The 17,699-nt window shown below is 44.1% G+C and carries 18 protein-coding genes; 5 read left to right on the forward strand and 13 right to left on the reverse strand.

Translation table 11 applies throughout. The features are described from left to right. Positions 1–9: 9 nt before the first annotated feature. The 10 genes from F7R58_RS09725 to F7R58_RS09770 all read right to left on the reverse strand — a co-directional run bounded on the left by F7R58_RS09725 (position 10) and on the right by F7R58_RS09770 (position 11,458). Entirely contained in the window at positions 10–1,947 is a 1,938-nt protein-coding gene (locus F7R58_RS09725) for an ABC-F family ATP-binding cassette domain-containing protein (RefSeq protein ID WP_158064729.1), read from the reverse strand. Positions 1,948–2,646: 699 nt separating this feature from the next. Beyond that, entirely contained in the window at positions 2,647–4,527 is a 1,881-nt protein-coding gene (locus F7R58_RS09730) for a T9SS type A sorting domain-containing protein (protein ID WP_158064730.1), read from the reverse strand. A gap of 91 nt (positions 4,528–4,618) precedes the next feature. Beyond that, complete coding sequence (locus tag F7R58_RS09735) at positions 4,619–5,065, reverse strand: T9SS type A sorting domain-containing protein (protein ID WP_158064731.1); 447 nt, start codon at positions 5,063–5,065, stop codon at positions 4,619–4,621. 150 nt (positions 5,066–5,215) lie between these two features. After that, complete coding sequence (locus F7R58_RS09740; RefSeq protein ID WP_158064732.1) at positions 5,216–6,499, reverse strand: PQQ-binding-like beta-propeller repeat protein; 1,284 nt, start codon at positions 6,497–6,499, stop codon at positions 5,216–5,218. Positions 6,500–6,940: 441 nt separating this feature from the next. Further along, positions 6,941–7,675: a DUF4230 domain-containing protein gene (locus F7R58_RS09745; RefSeq protein WP_158064733.1), complete on the reverse strand. Its 735-nt coding sequence runs from the start codon at positions 7,673–7,675 to the stop codon at positions 6,941–6,943. Between the two features lie 80 nt (positions 7,676–7,755). After that, on the reverse strand, positions 7,756–8,295 hold the full coding sequence (locus F7R58_RS09750; protein ID WP_187695229.1) for a hypothetical protein: 540 nt from the start codon (positions 8,293–8,295) through the stop codon (positions 7,756–7,758). A gap of 14 nt (positions 8,296–8,309) precedes the next feature. Beyond that, positions 8,310–9,353 carry an acyl transferase gene (locus F7R58_RS09755; protein WP_158064735.1) on the reverse strand — a complete coding sequence of 348 codons (1,044 nt, stop codon included), beginning with the start codon at positions 9,351–9,353 and terminating at the stop codon, positions 8,310–8,312. A gap of 364 nt (positions 9,354–9,717) precedes the next feature. Then, positions 9,718–10,098: a GxxExxY protein gene (locus tag F7R58_RS09760; RefSeq protein WP_158064736.1), complete on the reverse strand. Its 381-nt coding sequence runs from the start codon at positions 10,096–10,098 to the stop codon at positions 9,718–9,720. 19 nt (positions 10,099–10,117) lie between these two features. Then, entirely contained in the window at positions 10,118–10,909 is a 792-nt protein-coding gene (locus tag F7R58_RS09765; protein WP_158064737.1) for a UDP-2,3-diacylglucosamine diphosphatase, read from the reverse strand. Positions 10,910–11,011: 102 nt separating this feature from the next. Further along, the gene (locus tag F7R58_RS09770) at positions 11,012–11,458 is read right to left on the reverse strand and encodes a 6-pyruvoyl trahydropterin synthase family protein (RefSeq protein WP_158064738.1); all 447 of its coding nucleotides are present in this window, start codon (positions 11,456–11,458) and stop codon (positions 11,012–11,014) included. Positions 11,459–11,558: 100 nt separating this feature from the next. Here F7R58_RS09770 and F7R58_RS09775 point away from each other — a divergent pair, with 100 nt between their 5' ends. Next, positions 11,559–12,212, forward strand: coding sequence for a ComF family protein (locus F7R58_RS09775; protein ID WP_158064739.1), 654 nt, complete (start codon positions 11,559–11,561; stop codon positions 12,210–12,212). A gap of 16 nt (positions 12,213–12,228) precedes the next feature. Here F7R58_RS09775 and upp read toward each other — a convergent pair whose 3' ends face one another. The 3 genes from upp to der all read right to left on the reverse strand — a co-directional run bounded on the left by upp (position 12,229) and on the right by der (position 14,658). Continuing rightward, positions 12,229–12,879 (reverse strand): uracil phosphoribosyltransferase, encoded by a 651-nt coding sequence (gene upp, locus F7R58_RS09780; RefSeq protein ID WP_158064740.1) that lies wholly within the window; start codon positions 12,877–12,879, stop codon positions 12,229–12,231. 67 nt (positions 12,880–12,946) lie between these two features. Beyond that, positions 12,947–13,294, reverse strand: coding sequence for a four helix bundle protein (locus F7R58_RS09785; RefSeq protein ID WP_158064741.1), 348 nt, complete (start codon positions 13,292–13,294; stop codon positions 12,947–12,949). A 53-nt stretch (positions 13,295–13,347) separates the two neighbouring features. Continuing rightward, positions 13,348–14,658 (reverse strand): ribosome biogenesis GTPase Der, encoded by a 1,311-nt coding sequence (gene der, locus F7R58_RS09790; protein WP_158064742.1) that lies wholly within the window; start codon positions 14,656–14,658, stop codon positions 13,348–13,350. A gap of 138 nt (positions 14,659–14,796) precedes the next feature. Between der and F7R58_RS09795 the strand changes: the two genes are divergently transcribed. Genes F7R58_RS09795 through murA form a run of 4 tightly spaced genes read left to right on the forward strand, consistent with a single transcriptional unit; the run spans position 14,797 to position 17,695 of the window. Beyond that, a complete protein-coding gene (locus F7R58_RS09795; protein WP_158064743.1) occupies positions 14,797–15,276 on the forward strand; it encodes a heme-binding domain-containing protein in 480 nt (159 codons plus the stop codon). A 3-nt stretch (positions 15,277–15,279) separates the two neighbouring features. Further along, the gene (locus tag F7R58_RS09800) at positions 15,280–15,690 is read left to right on the forward strand and encodes a thiol-disulfide oxidoreductase DCC family protein (protein ID WP_158064744.1); all 411 of its coding nucleotides are present in this window, start codon (positions 15,280–15,282) and stop codon (positions 15,688–15,690) included. Positions 15,691–15,737: 47 nt separating this feature from the next. Beyond that, positions 15,738–16,388, forward strand: a complete 651-nt coding sequence (locus F7R58_RS09805) for a DUF4290 domain-containing protein (protein ID WP_158064745.1) — start codon at positions 15,738–15,740, stop codon at positions 16,386–16,388. Next, the gene (gene murA / locus F7R58_RS09810; protein ID WP_158064746.1) at positions 16,388–17,695 is read left to right on the forward strand and encodes a UDP-N-acetylglucosamine 1-carboxyvinyltransferase; all 1,308 of its coding nucleotides are present in this window, start codon (positions 16,388–16,390) and stop codon (positions 17,693–17,695) included. The genes F7R58_RS09805 and murA overlap by 1 nt, the downstream gene beginning before the upstream one ends. Positions 17,696–17,699: the final 4 nt, after the last annotated feature.

The raw sequence follows: 17,699 nt of genomic DNA on the forward strand, positions 1-17,699 counted from the left end.
ATAATCAATTTATTGCTCAATCTGAAGTGCCAGCTCCCCCCAAAGGTCCAGATTCTCCTGAAGCTCTGCCTTCAGGGCTTCATACTTGGCAAGTTCCTGTTCATTGGGATTGCTTTTGCCGAAGATCTCCTCCAGCATTTTTATTTCCTTTTCGTAATCGGCTATTTTTTCCTCGGTCTTTTTAAGCTTGTTCTGAAGCTGCTTCTGCTCCTTACTAACAAACAAGTTAGAAGGCTGCGGAACAGCCACTGCTTCAGGTTCTGCGGATGGTTTGGACTTCATTTCCTGATTCTTCACCTCCAGCTTGGCTTTCTCCATGGAAATCTCGCGCAGGCTTTCCTTCTCGCGATAGCTCAGGTACTCATCCACAGAACCCAAAAACTCCTTCATGCGGCCGTCGCGGAATTCAAAAATCTTATCGGCCAGACCCTGCAGGAACTCACGGTCGTGGGAAATAACGATCAGCGTACCTTCAAACTTCTGCAAAGCAATCTTGATAATCTCTTTGGACTGGATATCCAGGTGGTTGGTAGGCTCATCCATAATGAGTGTGTTGAAGGGCTTCAGCAGAAGTTTACACAGTGCAAGACGGTTACGCTCGCCACCGGACAGCACCTGCGTTTTCTTGTCAACATCTTCGCCGGAAAAAAGGAAACTTCCCAATAGGTCACGAACCCGTGGCCGGGTTTCTTCGGTGGCCGCATCTTCAGCTTCCTGAAGTACGGTTTTATTGGGCGTAAGAACCTCTTCCTGATTCTGGGCAAAGTAGCCTATGTTCACATTATGACCCAGTTTCCAGGAGCCGGTATAATCTTTAATATCGCCGGAAAGTATTTTGGCAAGCGTGGTTTTACCCTGTCCGTTCTGTCCGAGCAGCGCTATACGGTCGCCACGTTCCACAAAGAAATCAACCTTATCAAAAATCTGCTTCTGGCCATAGGCTTTTCCCAGATTTTCTGCCTCAAAAACCACTTTTCCCGGAATGACAGACTGCACAAAACGAATATTGAATTTGGAAACATCTTCATTATCCAGCTCAATTCGCTCAATTTTATCGAGTTTCTTGATGAGTGACTGGGCAAATGATGCTTTGGTAGCAGAAGCACGGAATTTGTTGATGTTGTCTTCCATCTGTTTAATCTCGGCATCCTGATTTTTCTTGGCCTGCTCCAGCTTTTCACGTCTTTCCTTACGGAGTTCCAGATACTTGGAATAATTGGCTTTATAATCATCCACTTTTCTGTTGTTCACATCGAAGGTACGGTTACACACGGACGTCATGAACTGCTTGTCATGACTCACCAGCACAATGGCGCCGCTGTAATCTTTCAGGAAGTTCTCCAGCCAGATTATGGATTCCATATCCAGGTGGTTGGTAGGCTCATCCAGCAGCAGCAGGTCGTTGTTCTGCAGCAGCAGTTTGGCCAGTTCAATCCTCATTCGCCAGCCGCCGGAAAAATGATCGGTCAGGCGGTGAAAATCATCAGCGCGGAAACCTAATCCCAAAAGGACCTTTTCCATATCACCCTCCAGGTTATAGGCATCATGATGGTGCAGGATATCGTTAAGGTCGGTCATACGGTTAATCAGGTCATGGTAAGCATCGCTTTCATAGTCAGTACGTGTGGCCAACTGATCGTTCACCTCCTCCAGCTCATTTTTCCATTTATTAATCTGCTCGAAAGCCTGTTTGGTCTCTTCCCAAACGGTTCGGCCCTTTACAAATTCCAGGTCCTGCTTCAGGAAGCCCATGGTAATATTGCCATCGGGTACCACATTACCTTCAAAGAAATTAATCTCGCCCGAAAGGATTTTCAGCAGCGTCGATTTACCGGCGCCGTTCTTTCCTACAAGCCCAATTTTATCGGCTTTCTTAATGGTAAAGTTAACGTCGCGGAAGAGATAATTTCCTGAATGGTGAAGGCCAAGGCCCTGAACTGACAGCATAACTGATGGTGGATTTTAGGGTGATGTTTACAGGCTGCAAAAGTAGTGATTTTGAAGCAGTTTTCGGGCAAAATAAAAGCCACCCGCATTTGGGTGGCTTTCATACCTGTTTATTTTTTAATGTTTATTTGAGTGAGCAATGATGGCCAAGCGGGTTAACCTTCATTACCTGTGTACAAATTTAGAAGGTTTATGCAATGTTCACTTTATAGATTTCACTGCAAAAATTATAAGAATTACATCTACCAAAATCCTGACGCTCCGGCGGCCGCTTTGGCCGCCATGTGCAAGGCCGTTATGAAGAAACTTTATTTTTTAATCACGCATCATATTTATCCGGTTGCTGCGTTTGCCAGAAGGGCAGCCAGTGAAAATTAAATTGTTGCATCTCCTATCAACAAACTAATTCCCCAAAATGACCTAGGAGATTTTTGCGTTAAGAAAAAATAACGGAGTGCCGTTAAGAAAATTCTTCTGTTCGAAGCGCGACTACAGCCGAACTTATTCACCTTATGGTGGATTCGCGCAAGTTTACGAAACCCGCCTCCGGCGAGGTTAGCCGAATCCATTAAAAATAAATTATTGAGGCAATTTTTAGGCACGTAGTTACTTTTTTAGCAAAAAGGTCCAAGTCTTGATTTTTTTGGTTACTTTTTCATCAAGGAAAAAAGTGACGAAACAATTTAATATATAAAAACATTATTTTTTAATCACTTTGCCGGTGGTGGCAAAGCCTTCGCCCTGTACTTTCACATAGTACACTCCCGTGGTCATACCGGTCATATCAACGGTGTAGGTGCGGGCAAATTTACCCTGGGTAATCAGTCTGCCATCTGCGGTAATGACTTCATAAGAAAGGAGTTTTTCTTTAGTTTTAATATTTAAAACATCCTGCACAGGGTTTGGGTAGAAAGCTACATCCGTTTGCTGTACCGGAGTTTCGGCGGTAGCCATAGCGCTGCAGGCCGATTTTGCCAGCTTGCTCACAAAGAACTGTGATTTGCCGCTGCCCGTAAGCCCGTTCATGCTGGGAATCCCGTCATTGGGATCCTCGAAAAGAATACCGTGCATGAATCCTCCTAAAATATAATTACCGTCATTATCTACCGCTACTGAGGTAAACTCATCTTTAGAACCGTACGAACTTAAGATTTCATGTGCTCCAATTACGGCACCCGTTTCCTTATTTAGGCGTACCAACAGAGGATCGGCATCATCATTCGCGGGACGGTTCATGGTGTAGGTTCCCCACTGATCTCCCTGCGAGCCCTTTACAAAAGCAACTTCGTTACCGTTTAATACTAAAGGTCCTTTGCTGTAATTATAGCCATCATCAACCACCGTATTAGCATAGCCGTCCACGGTTTTACTCCAAAGAACATTACCGTTGGGCTGAAGTTTCATGACAAAAGGTGTGAGTCCGTTGGAGCTTGGGAAAGTGTAGTTGCCAAAGGTCGCATTTACTGTATTAATTGGATTGAACACAAAATAGCTTCCGGTGATGTAAATATCCGAATTAGCATCTTTAACCATCCCGAAAATTTGATCATAAGGTTGTGCCTGTTGAGTATTGATTTCTTTTCTCCACACCTCAGCTCCGGTGGTGCCGTTAAAGGCCAGCAGATAGCCATCTTCTGTAAAAGGAGTGCCTCCGTAGGAGAAATCGGAATAAGTGAAATTTCCATACTGCATTCTTTTGCCGGCCAGATAGTACTGGTTTACTCCTGCCGTTCCGTCATATAATAGACTTACTTTTCCTTCGCTGTACCCCTGAACTATAAAACCGGTAATTGGCAACAGTAAAGGATTTGGGTCAGGGGTCATATTGCCGTTGTTATAACTGAATTTTATCAGATAGTATTGATAACTGCCTGTAAAACTTGCCGGGACCGTTATAGCTCCGTTAAGATGGGTACCGGCAGCAAATCCAACAATAGCGTGGATGTTTTTGGACGAATCCATATAAAATATTCCACAGTCTGAAGAGCGTAAGGCGGAGGTAACATTACCCTGTAACGGTTTTTGCCACTCCAGATTCCCGTTAGCCGTACTGTATTTTAACAGGTATGCGGTCTTCAGGCCGGGGTCGGGAGTCGCGGTATCAGTTTGAGCGATTTGTATTACCGGTATGTGATTAGTAGTATCGAAGTGTAAAGGCACATAGGTAGGGGAGCTTGCATAGGCTCTGTTTTGAAATGTTCCCATTATGTAAAGCCCGCCATTATTATCCAGTTCGATATTCCAGCTTTGCTGCACGGCCGTTGTACCACCAATATTCCGTGTCCAGCGAACATTCCCCTGGCAATCAGTAGAAAACAGAAACAGATCCTGCCGGTCATAGTTATTTACCGCAGTTCCGTTCAAGGTAGGATTTGTTGGGTTCATCGTAGCCAGGTAGTAATAGTTGTTCTGGTTGTCCACCGCGATATCCCGTATGCTTTCGTCTTGAGTATAATTAAATCCCAAACTAGGTGAGCCGGTGTTTCCACCGCCGTATTTGGCCCACTGCCAACTGTAGGTTTGGGCAGAAGCAAGGGTGGCTAGGGAACCCAGGAGTAATAAGTAAAGTTGTTTTTTCATATTGTTAATTTTTTTTTAATGCATTCTTCAATATCTCCCCGCAGTCCGGCGGCCGCTTTGGCCGCCATGTGCAAGGCCTTATGAAGAAACTTTATTTTTTAATTATTTTTCCGGTAGTGGCAAAAGCCTCGCCCTGTACTTTCACATAGTACACTCCCGTGGTCAGACCGGTCATATCAATGGTGTAGGTGCGGGCAAATTTACCCTGGGTAATCAGCCTGCCGTCAGCAGTGATGACTTCATAAGAAAGGAGTTTTTCTTTGGTTTTAATATTTAAAACATCCTGCACCGGGTTCGGGTAGAAGCTTACATCTGTTTGCTGTAGCGGTGTTTCGGTGGTAGCCATAGCGCTGCAGGCCGATTTTGCCAGCTTGGCTACGTAAAACTGTGACTTTCCGTTTGCGTTATAGGAGATCGTGGGAATATTATCATTTGGATCCGTAAAGATCTCCGAATGAAAATAACCACCTACAACATAGTTTCCGTCATTATCCACCGCCACGGAGGTAAGTTCATCAGCGGTACCGTAAGCACTCAATATCGGATGTAGGCCTATGGCGTTACCCGTGTCTTTGTTCAGTCTTACCAGCAGTGAGTTTGGTTGGTCGTTTTGCGGACTCGTTACTGAAAAACTGTCCCAAATTTCGTTTAGGGTGGTACCTTTTACAAATGCAATTTCATTACCGTTTCAGGCAAGGCGTGCTCTCATGGATCGCGTAAAACTAGAGTCCATATTGTTACTTGCAGGTATTTTAGTCCACAGTATGTTTCCGGATGGATCCATTTTCATTACAAAATTCTGTTGACCGGGTTGTACATAGGGAAGAGGGGCGTTTCCAAATGTCGCGGCTGGTGTACCAATATGAAAATATCGGCCAGACAGATAGATGTTGGAATTACTGTCCTTTATAAGCGAATAAATTTTTTCGTCTGGAGACGTGTTTACGCTTCCGTTTGCCGATGTGGTAAATTCCTTTCGCCAAACTTCAGTACCTGTGGCACCATCAATTGCCAGCACATAACCGTCATTGGAAACAGGTGTGCCATTATAACTTAGAGGAAGATAATCCTGAAAGGATACGCTGGTACTACCTGCCAGATAGTAGCGGTCTAAACTTTCGTCATAAAGAAACTGAACCTTACCACCACCCCACCCGGCGCCCAAATTTCCCTGTATGGGGAGGAGCAGTGGGTTGGGCTGAGCCACCATATCACCCGTAGCATTGTTATAATTAAATTTGACCAAATAATACTGGTAAGAAGTAGTGAAACTAGCCGGCACTGTAATAAGTCCGTTTAAATGAGAACCGGCCTCAAAACCTAAGACAGCATGTATATTCTTGTTGCTGTCCATCGTCCACACACCATTATCCCCATCTCTGGTAACCCGGTTTACAGCACCCTGTAGAGGTTTTGCCCAGTCCAAATTACCGTTACTGGTATTGTATTTAAGCATAAAAATCCTGTTTAGTCCCGGATCAGTAGTAGCATTATCAGAGAAATCTACTGTCGTAACAGGCATTGTATCGGAATCACCCCAACGGATGGGTAATCGCGTGGGCGATAATACGTGGGCTGAATTAAATACATTAACCATCATATACAAGCCCCCGTTATCATCCACCTTTAAGTTCCAAGCGAACTCACCGTCATTATATCCCCCTATGGTTCGGCTCCACCTCAGATTGCCCTGGCAGTCCAGAGAAAAAAGTAGTAAATCACTGTCCTGATAGGACGTGACCGGCGTGCCGTTTACATTAGGGTTCTGAGGGTAAATCTTGGTCAGATAATAGGAGTTGTTGTTATTATCCACCACCACATCACGGATCATTTCATCAGCTGTTTCGTAAAACCCGGCGCCACCTCCAGATCCCGTATCGCCGCCTCCGGCTTTGGCCCACTGCCAACTGTAGGTTTGGGCAGTGACTGAAATCGCGGAAATTAGAGTAATTAATAAGTAAAGTTTTTTCATATCGTTTAGTTCTAATTGGCTATTGTCAAAATACTTGCATTACTATAATTCGCTGATTATTTGCGTAGAATTGTCTTTTAAATATTTCTTAAAACTAATAACTTTTGCATTACCCACCAAATCACTTCCTCACAATAAACTCTGTTTTTATAAAAATTATCGGTAAAATCATAAATATTTTCAATAAATCATTAAAACAACACCTCCCTTCACAAAAGGAAATAAGTTAAAGAATTACCGCATATCCTGCAGTTAAAATTGGTTCGTGATCCGTCGGGGCTTTGGCCGGTACGTCCGCCTCGCAAGGACAGCAAAGTCCTGGAAAAGCGCGTCCCGGCACTGTTCGGATTACTATTTTACGGGGAAAAAATAAGGGTACAAGTATTCAGTAACGGATCTGGCAGGCCTTTTACTATATGAGTTTAAATTAAGAGATCTTAATTAAGCCCGTCCGACACCCGACCCGTCTTTTAATGCCAACTGGTCCTTCTTTTCGGTAATGCTGCCGGGATTCTCCAGCAGGAAATTTTTGGAGCTTAAAAGTTCGGTCATCAGCGTGCGCATTTGTTCCGCAGCCACTTGCGGCAGGTGCGATTTTTTTGCAGCCTCTATGACCTGCTGCTTGCTGTTCTGCTGAATTTTCGCCAAATCTTCCTTGCTGAAGAGGTTGAAAAACTGCTCCTCCATATTATAATACTTATAGTCGGTTTCGGTAGAAAGGATTTCAGGTGCGGGAAAATCAACCAGCCTGACCTTACGGGTACCCTCATCAACTTCCCACTTCAGCTTTTCAAAATCATACCCAACCAGAATCTTTGCCTGAACAATCACCAGCGCCTTCTTTTTGGAAGGGATGAAATTGAGCAGCTTGGTGGTTTCTTCATAATTGTAGATTTCCTGAAACTGACCCTCCGCAGATACAATCTTAAAGACCTTGCGCATACTTTCGGCAATGGTGTGCGAACTTTCCGTAATTACGGGTGGCTGGGAAGTCAGTTTTTTTGAAGCCAGAAAAGCGATGGCTCCGCCCAGAATGAGTCCCAGCAACAACATCAGCAGCGTCATTATGGAGTTTATGGATTCACTTTGGGTAAGCTGGTAAAGAAATATTAGGAGAAAAACTGCAGCCAGAATACCAAGGGACCAAAGGATGATCTTAAACTTTTTAGACGTCATTTTTAGTTGTTTAGAAGTAAAGGTAGGATTTTACTCCTGCTTTACATCAAAACCAATGCTACATTTTCGGGATCTGCTGACTATTTCTTTTGCAGGAAGCCCGGTGGCAGGATAAGTTCCTCCAGCTTACCTTTCACCTCCAGCTTTTTATAGTAGAGGTTGCGCGCCATCATCTTCAGCATAAGGTCTTTATCTACAAGGTTCCAGAATTTTTCCTGATGTACCTGCCGCGGTTTCCGGACCTCATTAAATGTTGTTTCCCACTTGTCGGGATTGTGGTAAAACTCGATGATGCCGCAATGTTCGGGCACCTGACCGGGGTCAATGAGTCCCATAGGCAGCAGGAAGCTGAACTGGTTGCAGATATAATCGCCGCAGGAAATCTTGTCGTGTTTCAGGAACTTTTCCTTTGTTTTGGAGTTCTGATAGTTTTTTTTGAAATCATTCTTAAAATCACTTTTCGAATATTTGATCTCAAATTCGTGGCTGAAGCCTTCGGAATTTACAACAAGTATGTCCGCTTCCCAATCGGAGTGAAAATGATTGGTCAGAACCAGGTCCTTCTCAAAGTCATAAAACTGTGAGATAAAATTATAGGTAAGCTCTTCTATTTTAAGCATGCTCAAATTTAAAATTATGTGATCAATAAGCTGCAGCCGCGGATGTCCGAATGGTCTATGCGCCCCAATACCTGAAACTTGTCATTGCGAAGAAACGAAGTTGATGAAGCCATCTCAAAACTGTTAACGGTTTTGCCCAGATCCTGCGTAGCGATAAAGCTGCAGGAATGCCGGTTGGCGAGGTCAATGATGTTGAGGGCACCGGTCCTGCCCGCCTCCACATAGGAAAAAGGATCTTCAGTATTCCGCACTAAAATCCGCATCCAGGAAGGTGTTTCGTAAATATTTTCACCCGTTGAATAGGCCTGGGAAAGAAGTTCGGTCATGGAATATTCGGAAAATATCCTGTCGGTCCTGAATCCGTTCTGAAGGATTCTGAGCAACTCGTCTTTGGTCATTTCTTCCTTTCGGCCTTTCATCCCGCCGGTTTCTACTACGGTGAGTGTATTTGAGTTTTTGAGTATTTGAGTATTTGAGTGGTTTTGTGATTGGGTTTTACAGAAATCCAGGAAATCCAACAATGCGAAGGAGACCCCAAAAAGGATTACTTTTTTGTTTTGACTGGAAAGTTGTTGCAAGAGATCATATAACTCCGCGTGATTGTAAAGGAAGTAGCCGTTTTCGGGTTTGCCGGATTTCTTCATCAGGAAATCGACCATATAAATCAGGGACGAGTGCGGATTTTCTGAGTAATTGGGAAGCAGACCCAGGAAAACATAATCTTCCGGCGCGCCTATGAATGTGCTGAAACTGCGGTAAATGCTCTCTTCGTAAAGACTAAAATCGGCAATATAATGTTTGGAGCGGTTCAGCTGGGTGGTACCTGAACTTTGGAAATATTTTTCTGCAGGCAAGCTCCTGTCCGCGACCACATGATTTTTAAACATTTCAATGGGCAGGAAGGGAATTTTTTCGACAGCGTCAACGGTTTGCGGATCAATGTTTAAGTAACCGACAAACTTCCTGTAAATCTCCACATGATCATACTGATAGCGGAAAGTTTCCAGGCAGGCCTGCCGGAATTCGGATTCTGTTTTTATGTTGAAGATGTTTTGCATTATTTAACCACAAGGTTCACAAAGATTTAACACAAAGAGCACAAGAAATATTACTGCTATTTTTTAAATTCATTTTATTAAAAACTAACTGCTAAACTATTTTTAACCACAAGGGGCACAAAGACATTACACAAAGAACACAAGAATATTGCTGTTGTTTTATAAGTTCATTTTATTAAAACTATCTGCTAAACTATTTTTCACCACAAGGAGCACAAAGATATTGCACAAAGAGCACAGGGAATACTGTTATTTTTTAAGTTAATTTTATTAAATAACATAATGATAAACTATTTTTACTACAAGGTTCACAAATATTTTTTTTACTTTAACCACAAGGATTTCAGACAGAGGTCACAAAGGATTATAAGTAGCCATTGATCACTCTCTTGACTCCATTTTTGAGTAAAAGTGTATTGAAATTGATGAGCAATCCCAATTTGCAGTTACTTAATTTAAGATAGGTTAGGATCTGAGCTAAATGAACTTCGTTTAAAGCATCTACTGATTTCACTTCAATAACTACCTTGCCTTCAACCAACAGGTCAATACGGTATCCGACTTCCAGTTTTACTTCTTCATAAATGAGTGGCATCGGTTTCTGCTTTTCCACGAATAGACCGGTTTTTAACAATTCGTAATACAAACATTCTTCATACGCAGACTCAAGCAAACCGGGACCTAAGGCTTTGTGAACCTTAAGCCCTGCATCAAAAATTAGTTTTGATATGTCATTTTCGTTCATCGTGCCCATTGTGTAATCCTTAGTGCACTTTGTGGTTAAGGTGGTTAAACACATTCAACTCAAATTCCTTTTCGAAAGCGCCATACGTATAATAGGAAATCCAGTCGCCCAAGTTGATGTATTTTGCACTGTAGTCATTCACTTTTAAGTCCAAAACCATGGGCAGATGCCTGTGCCCGTACACAAAGTAATCAATCTTTTCCGTCTTTAGCTTCTCCTTCGAATAGATGATCAGGAACTCTTTATCCTCACCCAGGAATTCCTTGTCCTCCTCGCCGGAGATCATTTTGTTTTTTGTGGAGAAATAGATGGCTACCTTCATCGCAATGTCGGGATGCAGCCATTTGAAGGCCCACTGAGCCAAAGGATTGGTGAAAAGCTTTTTCATCCTCTTATAGCCTTTATCACCCGGGCCGAGGCCATCGCCATGTGCGAGGAGAAAATTCTGACCGTTAATTTCGAAATATTGCTTATCAAAGAAAACCCTGCAGCCTATTTCCTCTTCAAAATAATTCTTCATCCACAGATCATGGTTGCCCACAAACATATAGAGTTCAATGCCTGAATCTTTAAGTTCGGCCAACTTTCCCAGGACCCGCACATAACCTTTAGGGATCACGTGGTTCCATTCGTGCCAGAAATCGAACAGGTCGCCCATGAGGAAGAGCGCCTGGGCGTCCGCTTTTATGGAATCGAGCCAGCGGATAAACTTTTCCTCGCGCGGCTTGCTTTCCCTGGCAGTGGGAGCACCAAAATGCTGGTCGGAGGCAAAGTATACTTTTTTGCCGGGAAGAAGATCTATTTTATTCACAAATACACATTTATTATATTTTTAACCACAGAGAGACAGAGGCATTCACGGTGTTCACGGAGAATTCGCCGTGTTCGCCGTGCAGTCGCAGTGTCGCTGTGGTTAAATTTGATCCTCGGCAAACCATTCACCATAGGAATTTTCGGTTTCATGGAGCTTAAGATAAGCAAGGTTTACACCGTGCGGCAGACGGGCCTGTACCTTAGCAGCGATTTCGTACAGCATATTTTCGCAGGTGGGCTGATAGTCGCAGAAAATCACTTTATGACCTTTATGTTCCAGATCCTGGCCCAAAGCTTTATGAGGAGAGGTAGCATTCACCAAAACTGCGTGGTCCCAAAGATCCACTATTTCAGACTTGACAACCTGCTTGATATCGCCAAAGTCTACCACCATACCGTTTTTAGGATGCTCCAGATCATTGATCAGGTTTCCCTTCACCGTCACAAAAAGTTTGTAGGAATGACCATGCATATTCCTGCATTTTCCGTCGTAGTTATAGAGCACATGTGCAGTTTCAAACGTAAATATCTTGGTGATTCTAATCATGCGGCAAAGATAATGAAAGTTACAGGACATGGCTTTACTGAACGCATTCCTGCCTCAGGACCTTAATATTTTGTAATTTTAATGGTGAAATCATCTGATAATGCTTCTGGACCTGCTTTTTCCGAACCGCTGCCTGCACTGCAACCGAATCATCGATGCCAGAGAAATGGTGTGCGGGATCTGCATGGATCAGATAAAGTTCACGCACCATGACTTTATAACTCCCAATTTCCTTACCGAAAGATGCAGTCTCCTATTTCCCGTGAGGCATGCCTGCGCACTGATGCAGTTTGAAGAAGACAGCCTGAGCCGGAAAATCGTGCATCAGCTGAAATACGGCCAGCGCGAAATGGCAGGTAAAGTACTTGCCGGCTGGGCTTGTGAAAGGCTTGATTTTGCTGAAGAGGTACCGGATCTGATGATTAGCGTGCCGCTGCATCCCAGAAAACTTCGTGAGCGCGGCTATAACCAGCTTCATCTCTTCACCGAAACCGTGGCAGCACACTTCAGCATTGCCTTTGATCATCAACTTGTAAAACGCAACCATTACCGTAAAGCTCAGGCCAAAAAAGACAAGTCGCACCGCACGGAAACAGAGGGTTTATTTTCGGTCGCGAAAAGGTTTGAGAACAGACATGTACTGATTATTGACGATGTTTTTACAACCGGCAACACCATAAGCTCGGTAGCCTGGGAAATCCTGAAAGCCGGCAATAACACGGTCTCTGTTCTGGTAATGGCTGTTGATGAGTAACGTAAGAACAGAGTACTCAGCGCTGCAGTTTTTCACCATAGGAAAGGTCACCGGCATCGCCCAGACCAGGGCTTATATATCCTTTCGAGGTCAGACTTTCATCAACGACACCCACCCAGATATAAGCGTCGGGATATGCCGCACGGATGGTTTCCAGGCCCTGTTCTGAGGCAATGGCTGCCACAATATGCAGCTGGGTAGGCCGGCCATGATTCAGCAGATCCTTGATGGCTTCAATAAGACTTGCACCGGTTGCCAGCATAGGGTCCGCCACAATAAGCGGGCGGCCGTCTATATTCGGGCAGGTTAGATAATCCTGTTTGATGGAAAAATAATCATTGGCGTCATGCTTCCTGTAAGCCGCTACAAAACCACAGTCCGCTTTGTCCAGATAGTTCAGGATTCCCTGAAACAGAGGTACCCCAGCCCTTAAAATGGTTGTAAGCACCGGCTGAACGGCTATTTCCTTCACCCGGATTTTATCCAGAGGCGTGGTAATTTCAATTTCCTTTTGCTCCAGATGTTTGCTGATCTCAAAAGCAGCAATCTCGCCGATACGCTCCATATTCCTGCGGAACCTCAGTCGGTCATTCTGAACTTCGATGTTGCGGAGCTCATTGATCCAGGTATTGACGAGGGAAAATTGGTTGGATAAAACTGTGGTCATAATGATGTGATGATTTGATAATTGGATGATTTGATCATGCGATACAGGTGACTTCCACTCTAAACACTTATATATCCTTTTTTGAAGTTGATATTATTTTTGATAAGAGCTTCTGAATGCTGAGTAAGTTTATTTGCAAATTTTCAGCAGAAGGTAAACCCGTTGATCTTTGACAAAGCAACAGCCAATAGCCGGTCTCCTTTGCCTCCTTATCAGCCACTTTCATCTTATGAACAAAATCTGCCCGGCTTTCTGCACTTTGTGCCTCATGAACGTTTGCTCCGATTGAAGTGCCGGACTTCAGCAATTGATTGGCAATTACATACTTCCTTTTGGTTTCAAGAACGTCAGTGAATGCCATGATGTCTAAAGCGAATTGAACACTCAATTCTAATATTTCATTCCTGGCTTCCATTTGCTATCCGTTTTAACACCACATTACCCAATTAACACATCATCAGATCAAACCTATTTTTGTCGGAAATATACTTCGATTGGAACACCTGTAAAACCAAAGTGCTTACGAAGCTGATTTTCAGCAAAACGTTTATAGGGCTCCTTTACATATTGCGGCAGGTTGCAGAAAAATACAAACTGCGGACTTGGCGTGGGTAGCTGTACACAATATTTAATCTTTACAAACTTACCTTTTGTTGCGGGTGGCGGTGTATGTTCAAAAACAGGAAGCATTACCTCATTCAGTTTTGAAGTCTTGATTTTCTTGGCTCTGTTTTCATACACTTCCATAGCGACTTCTACAGTTTTCAGGATTCTCTGCTTCGTAAGTGCCGATACGAATAGAATCGGGATATCGGTAAACTGGCCGATGCGCTCTTTGATCTGATTTTCGAAATCGCGCGTGGTATTGGTACTTTTGTCTTCTACCAAATCCCATTTGTTCACCACGATCACAATCCCTTTACGGTTCTTCTGTGCCAGACCGAAAATGTTCATATCCTGTGATTCCCAACCTAACGTGGCATCCACCATGATGATTACAACGTCTGAATATTCAATGGAACGTACGGAACGCATTACGGAGTAAAATTCCAGGTCTTCCTTCACCTTTGCTTTACGTCTCATACCTGCCGTATCCACCAGTACGAATTCGTAGCCGAATTTATTGTAAAGCGTCTGGATTGAATCCCGGGTGGTACCCGCGATATCGGTAACGATATTGCGCTCTACATCCAGCAGTGCATTGGTAAGTGTAGATTTTCCAACATTAGGCCGCCCCGCGATCGTGATCTTGGGCAGACCTTCAAAGGGGTCTTTATATTCGGTTGTAGGAAACTCCGAAACAATGGCATCCAACAGCTCACCTGTTCCGGAACCGGACGCGGATGACATTGTGAAGTACCTGTCAATACCCAACTGATAAAATTCGGTAGCCGCCAGTTCTTCTTTGGCAGAATCAACCTTGTTAACCGTAATATATACTGGCTTTTTGGAGCGGCGCAGCATTTCGTAGATTTCCTGGTCGGTATCGGTAAGCCCTTCATCCACATTAAGCATGAAAATGATGGACGTAGCTTCGTCAATTGCCAGCTGTACCTGCTTTGATATTTCCTCCTGAAAGATATCTTCTGTGTTTACCTCGTAACCACCTGTATCGATAACCGTAAATTCTACACCGTTCCAGTCCGACTTTCCGTAATGACGGTCACGCGTAACTCCTGAAGTGGCATCAACTATCGCCTCCCTTCTTTCAAGCAAACGGTTAAACAGTGTGGATTTTCCTACGTTGGGCCTCCCAACGATTGCAACTATATTGCTCATGAAATTTTGTTTAATAATATAATTATTAATGGGTTACTTCAACTTTTGAAGCCCAAAAATTTTTGCAAAGATAGGTTTAAATCGCGAAATCCGGTTTTTTACGTTAATATTCGTAATTTCACCTGAGAATATCTTCCCATGAAAAAAGTACTTGTTGTCCTGCTGATGGCTTTCATCATTATTCAGTTTTTCCCCATCGACCGTGAAAACCCGCCTACCAACGAAGGCATGGACTTTCTGACCATCAAGAATACTCCGGAAAGTACCGCCACGCTGATCCGGAACGGTTGTTACGACTGCCACAGCAACGAAACAAAATACCCCTGGTACACAAATATTCAACCTGTCGCATGGTTTTTGAAGGACCATATTGACGAAGGCCGCAAAGAGCTGAACTTTTCCACATTCGCCACCTATGAACCGAAACGCCAGGCACACAAGCTTTTCGAAGCGGCCGAAATGGTTCAGACGGGTGAAATGCCGCTGGATTCCTACGAACTGGGACATCCCGAAGCGCAGTTCACTAAGGCCCAGCGTAATGAAATCATTAAATATTTCAAAAAGGTGGAAGGAGACATCCGTTTGGAGTACAGTCTGCCGGCCGAAGAAGTGAAATAAACGATGGAAAATATTGATTCTACAAAATACTACGTTCTTTATGACGGCGATTGCGGTTTCTGCAATTTTTGGGTGCAGTGGATCCTCGCCCGTGATACCAGGGACCACTTTATGTTTGCTTCCCTTCAATCCGATTTTGGGCAGAAATTCCTGAAAGAAAGGGGACTGGAAACGAAGAATTTCAATACACTCTATCTCTGGAAACCTCAGGGTTTTTATCTCATTAAATCCAAAGCGGTACTGGAAATCGCTAAAATACTCGGCGGCACATATGGTATGCTGGCCAGGTTAAATTTTCTTCCGGCAGGAGTAACGGATATCATCTACGACCGAATAGCTGCCAACAGACAGCGTCTGGCCACCGAAAGCTGCCTGCTGCCCACTCCCGAGCAGCGCAGGAAATTTATCTCTTAACTTTTCCTTGGGATTTAGACATCCAACAAAACATTATATTTGCAGCTATGGAATACAACACCGACCGAACACAACTTCATATGCCGGAATACGGCCGTATTATACAGCAGCTGGTGGAGCGCTGCAAGGAACTTGAGAATAAAGAAGAGCGGGACGAAATGGCGGTGGCCATCGTAGATTTTATGGGTCAGAGAAACCCACAGCTTCGCGATGAGGAGAATTATAAGCACAAACTTTGGGATCACCTCTTCATACTTGCAGATTATGACCTGGATGTTACCTCGCCCTACCCGATACCTACGCGTGAGCAGCTGGCAGAGAAACCCAAGAGAATGGAATATCCAAAACTTCAGGGCGATTTCAAATTTTACGGCAAAAGCATTCTACAGCTTATCGACAAAGCCATTGAACTGGAAGAAGGTGAGGAAAAGGAAGCTTTGATTGAAGTGATTGCCAACAATATGAAAAAGTCCTACAACATCTACAATAAGGAACATGTTACGGACGATGTAATCTTCAGGCACCTAAAGGAACTTTCGGATGACCGTCTGGATCTTACAAATCTGGAATCGCTGGAAAAAAGCAAGATTTACCACAATACCAGCCGCAATAAAAACCAAAAAGGCCAGGGGCAAACTCAAAACTCTAAAAATCCAAACCGTCACCGAAACCAACAAAACCAAAACAGAAGGAAATAATGAGCGGAACATTTCAGATTCGGGGAGGAAAACAGTTGCAGGGCGAAATCACTCCGCAGGGCGCAAAAAATGAGGCACTACAGATTCTGTGTGCCGTTTTGCTTACAGAGGACGAAGTCAGAATTAAAAATATTCCGGACATTCACGATGTAAACAGGCTGATTGAAATCCTTGCCGACTTCGGTGTAAAGATTACCAAGCACGCGCACGGCGATTACTCATTTAAGGCCGACAGCGTCAATTTTGACTATATAAAATCTGCTGAATTTAAGAAAGACGGTGCCAAACTGCGCGGTTCCATTATGCTTTTGGGGCCCATGCTGGCCAGGTTTGGCGAAGGTTATATGCCTACCCCCGGAGGCGATAAGATCGGACGCCGCCGTCTGGACACCCATTTCCAGGGATTTGTGGAACTGGGAGCTGAATTCCGTTATGATGAGGCCGAAGCCTGGTATTGCCTGAAAGCAAAACAGCTTACCGGAAAATTCATCCTGCTTGAAGAAGCCTCCGTAACCGGTACTGCAAACATCATTATGGCCGCTGTGCTTGCTAAAGGGCTTACCAGAATTTACAACGCTGCCTGCGAACCTTACCTTCAGCAGCTTTGCCATATGCTTAACAGAATGGGTGCCAAAATTTCCGGAATAGGCTCCAATTTGCTCACCATTGAAGGGGTTTCTCATCTGAACGGTACCGAACATACCATGCTTCCGGATATGGTGGAAATAGGTTCATGGATCGGACTGGCCGCCATGACCAAGTCTGAAATCACCATTAAGAATGTGGAATGGGATCACCTGGGCGTCATCCCGAACACCTTCAGAAAACTGGGAATCCAGCTGGAAAGGTCAGGTGAAGATATTTACATACCCGCTCAGGAGCAGTATAAAATCCAGAAATTTATAGACGGTTCCATACTCACAGTTTCAGACGCACCCTGGCCCGGCTTTACACCTGACTTATTATCGATTGTTCTGGTAGTTGCCACCCAGGCGCACGGCACGGTGCTGGTACACCAGAAAATGTTTGAATCCCGCCTGTTCTTTGTTGATAAGCTGATTGATATGGGTGCGCAGATTATCCTTTGCGATCCACACCGTGCTACCGTGGTAGGTCTGAACCATGAATCACCACTACGCGGTACTACCATGATTTCCCCGGATATCAGGGCTGGTAATGCACTTTTGATCGCAGCCCTGTCTGCAACCGGGCAGTCCATCATTCAGAATATTGAGCAGATAGACCGCGGATACGAAAATATAGACGGCCGCCTCAGGGCAATCGGTGCCGATATTATCAGAATATAATTCA

This window comes from Chryseobacterium sp. (genome assembly GCF_008831505.1).
Lineage (GTDB): Bacteria > Bacteroidota > Bacteroidia > Flavobacteriales > Weeksellaceae > Marnyiella.

What these genes read in the sequence shown, in the direction of transcription:
- F7R58_RS09725 (WP_158064729.1), bottom strand. Translation starts at nt 1,947, where the DNA reads ATGCTGTCAGTTCAGGGCCTTGGCCTTCACCATTCAGGAAATTATCTC.
- F7R58_RS09730 (WP_158064730.1), bottom strand. Translation starts at nt 4,527, where the DNA reads ATGAAAAAACAACTTTACTTATTACTCCTGGGTTCCCTAGCCACCCTT.
- F7R58_RS09740 (WP_158064732.1), bottom strand. Translation starts at nt 6,499, where the DNA reads ATGAAAAAACTTTACTTATTAATTACTCTAATTTCCGCGATTTCAGTC.
- F7R58_RS09745 (WP_158064733.1), bottom strand. Translation starts at nt 7,675, where the DNA reads ATGACGTCTAAAAAGTTTAAGATCATCCTTTGGTCCCTTGGTATTCTG.
- F7R58_RS09750 (WP_187695229.1), bottom strand. Translation starts at nt 8,295, where the DNA reads ATGCTTAAAATAGAAGAGCTTACCTATAATTTTATCTCACAGTTTTAT.
- F7R58_RS09755 (WP_158064735.1), bottom strand. Translation starts at nt 9,353, where the DNA reads ATGCAAAACATCTTCAACATAAAAACAGAATCCGAATTCCGGCAGGCC.
- F7R58_RS09760 (WP_158064736.1), bottom strand. Translation starts at nt 10,098, where the DNA reads ATGAACGAAAATGACATATCAAAACTAATTTTTGATGCAGGGCTTAAG.
- F7R58_RS09770 (WP_158064738.1), bottom strand. Translation starts at nt 11,458, where the DNA reads ATGATTAGAATCACCAAGATATTTACGTTTGAAACTGCACATGTGCTC.
- F7R58_RS09775 (WP_158064739.1), top strand. Translation starts at nt 11,559, where the DNA reads ATGCTTCTGGACCTGCTTTTTCCGAACCGCTGCCTGCACTGCAACCGA.
- upp (WP_158064740.1), bottom strand. Translation starts at nt 12,879, where the DNA reads ATGACCACAGTTTTATCCAACCAATTTTCCCTCGTCAATACCTGGATC.
- F7R58_RS09785 (WP_158064741.1), bottom strand. Translation starts at nt 13,294, where the DNA reads ATGGAAGCCAGGAATGAAATATTAGAATTGAGTGTTCAATTCGCTTTA.
- der (WP_158064742.1), bottom strand. Translation starts at nt 14,658, where the DNA reads ATGAGCAATATAGTTGCAATCGTTGGGAGGCCCAACGTAGGAAAATCC.
- F7R58_RS09795 (WP_158064743.1), top strand. Translation starts at nt 14,797, where the DNA reads ATGAAAAAAGTACTTGTTGTCCTGCTGATGGCTTTCATCATTATTCAG.
- F7R58_RS09800 (WP_158064744.1), top strand. Translation starts at nt 15,280, where the DNA reads ATGGAAAATATTGATTCTACAAAATACTACGTTCTTTATGACGGCGAT.
- F7R58_RS09805 (WP_158064745.1), top strand. Translation starts at nt 15,738, where the DNA reads ATGGAATACAACACCGACCGAACACAACTTCATATGCCGGAATACGGC.
- murA (WP_158064746.1), top strand. Translation starts at nt 16,388, where the DNA reads ATGAGCGGAACATTTCAGATTCGGGGAGGAAAACAGTTGCAGGGCGAA.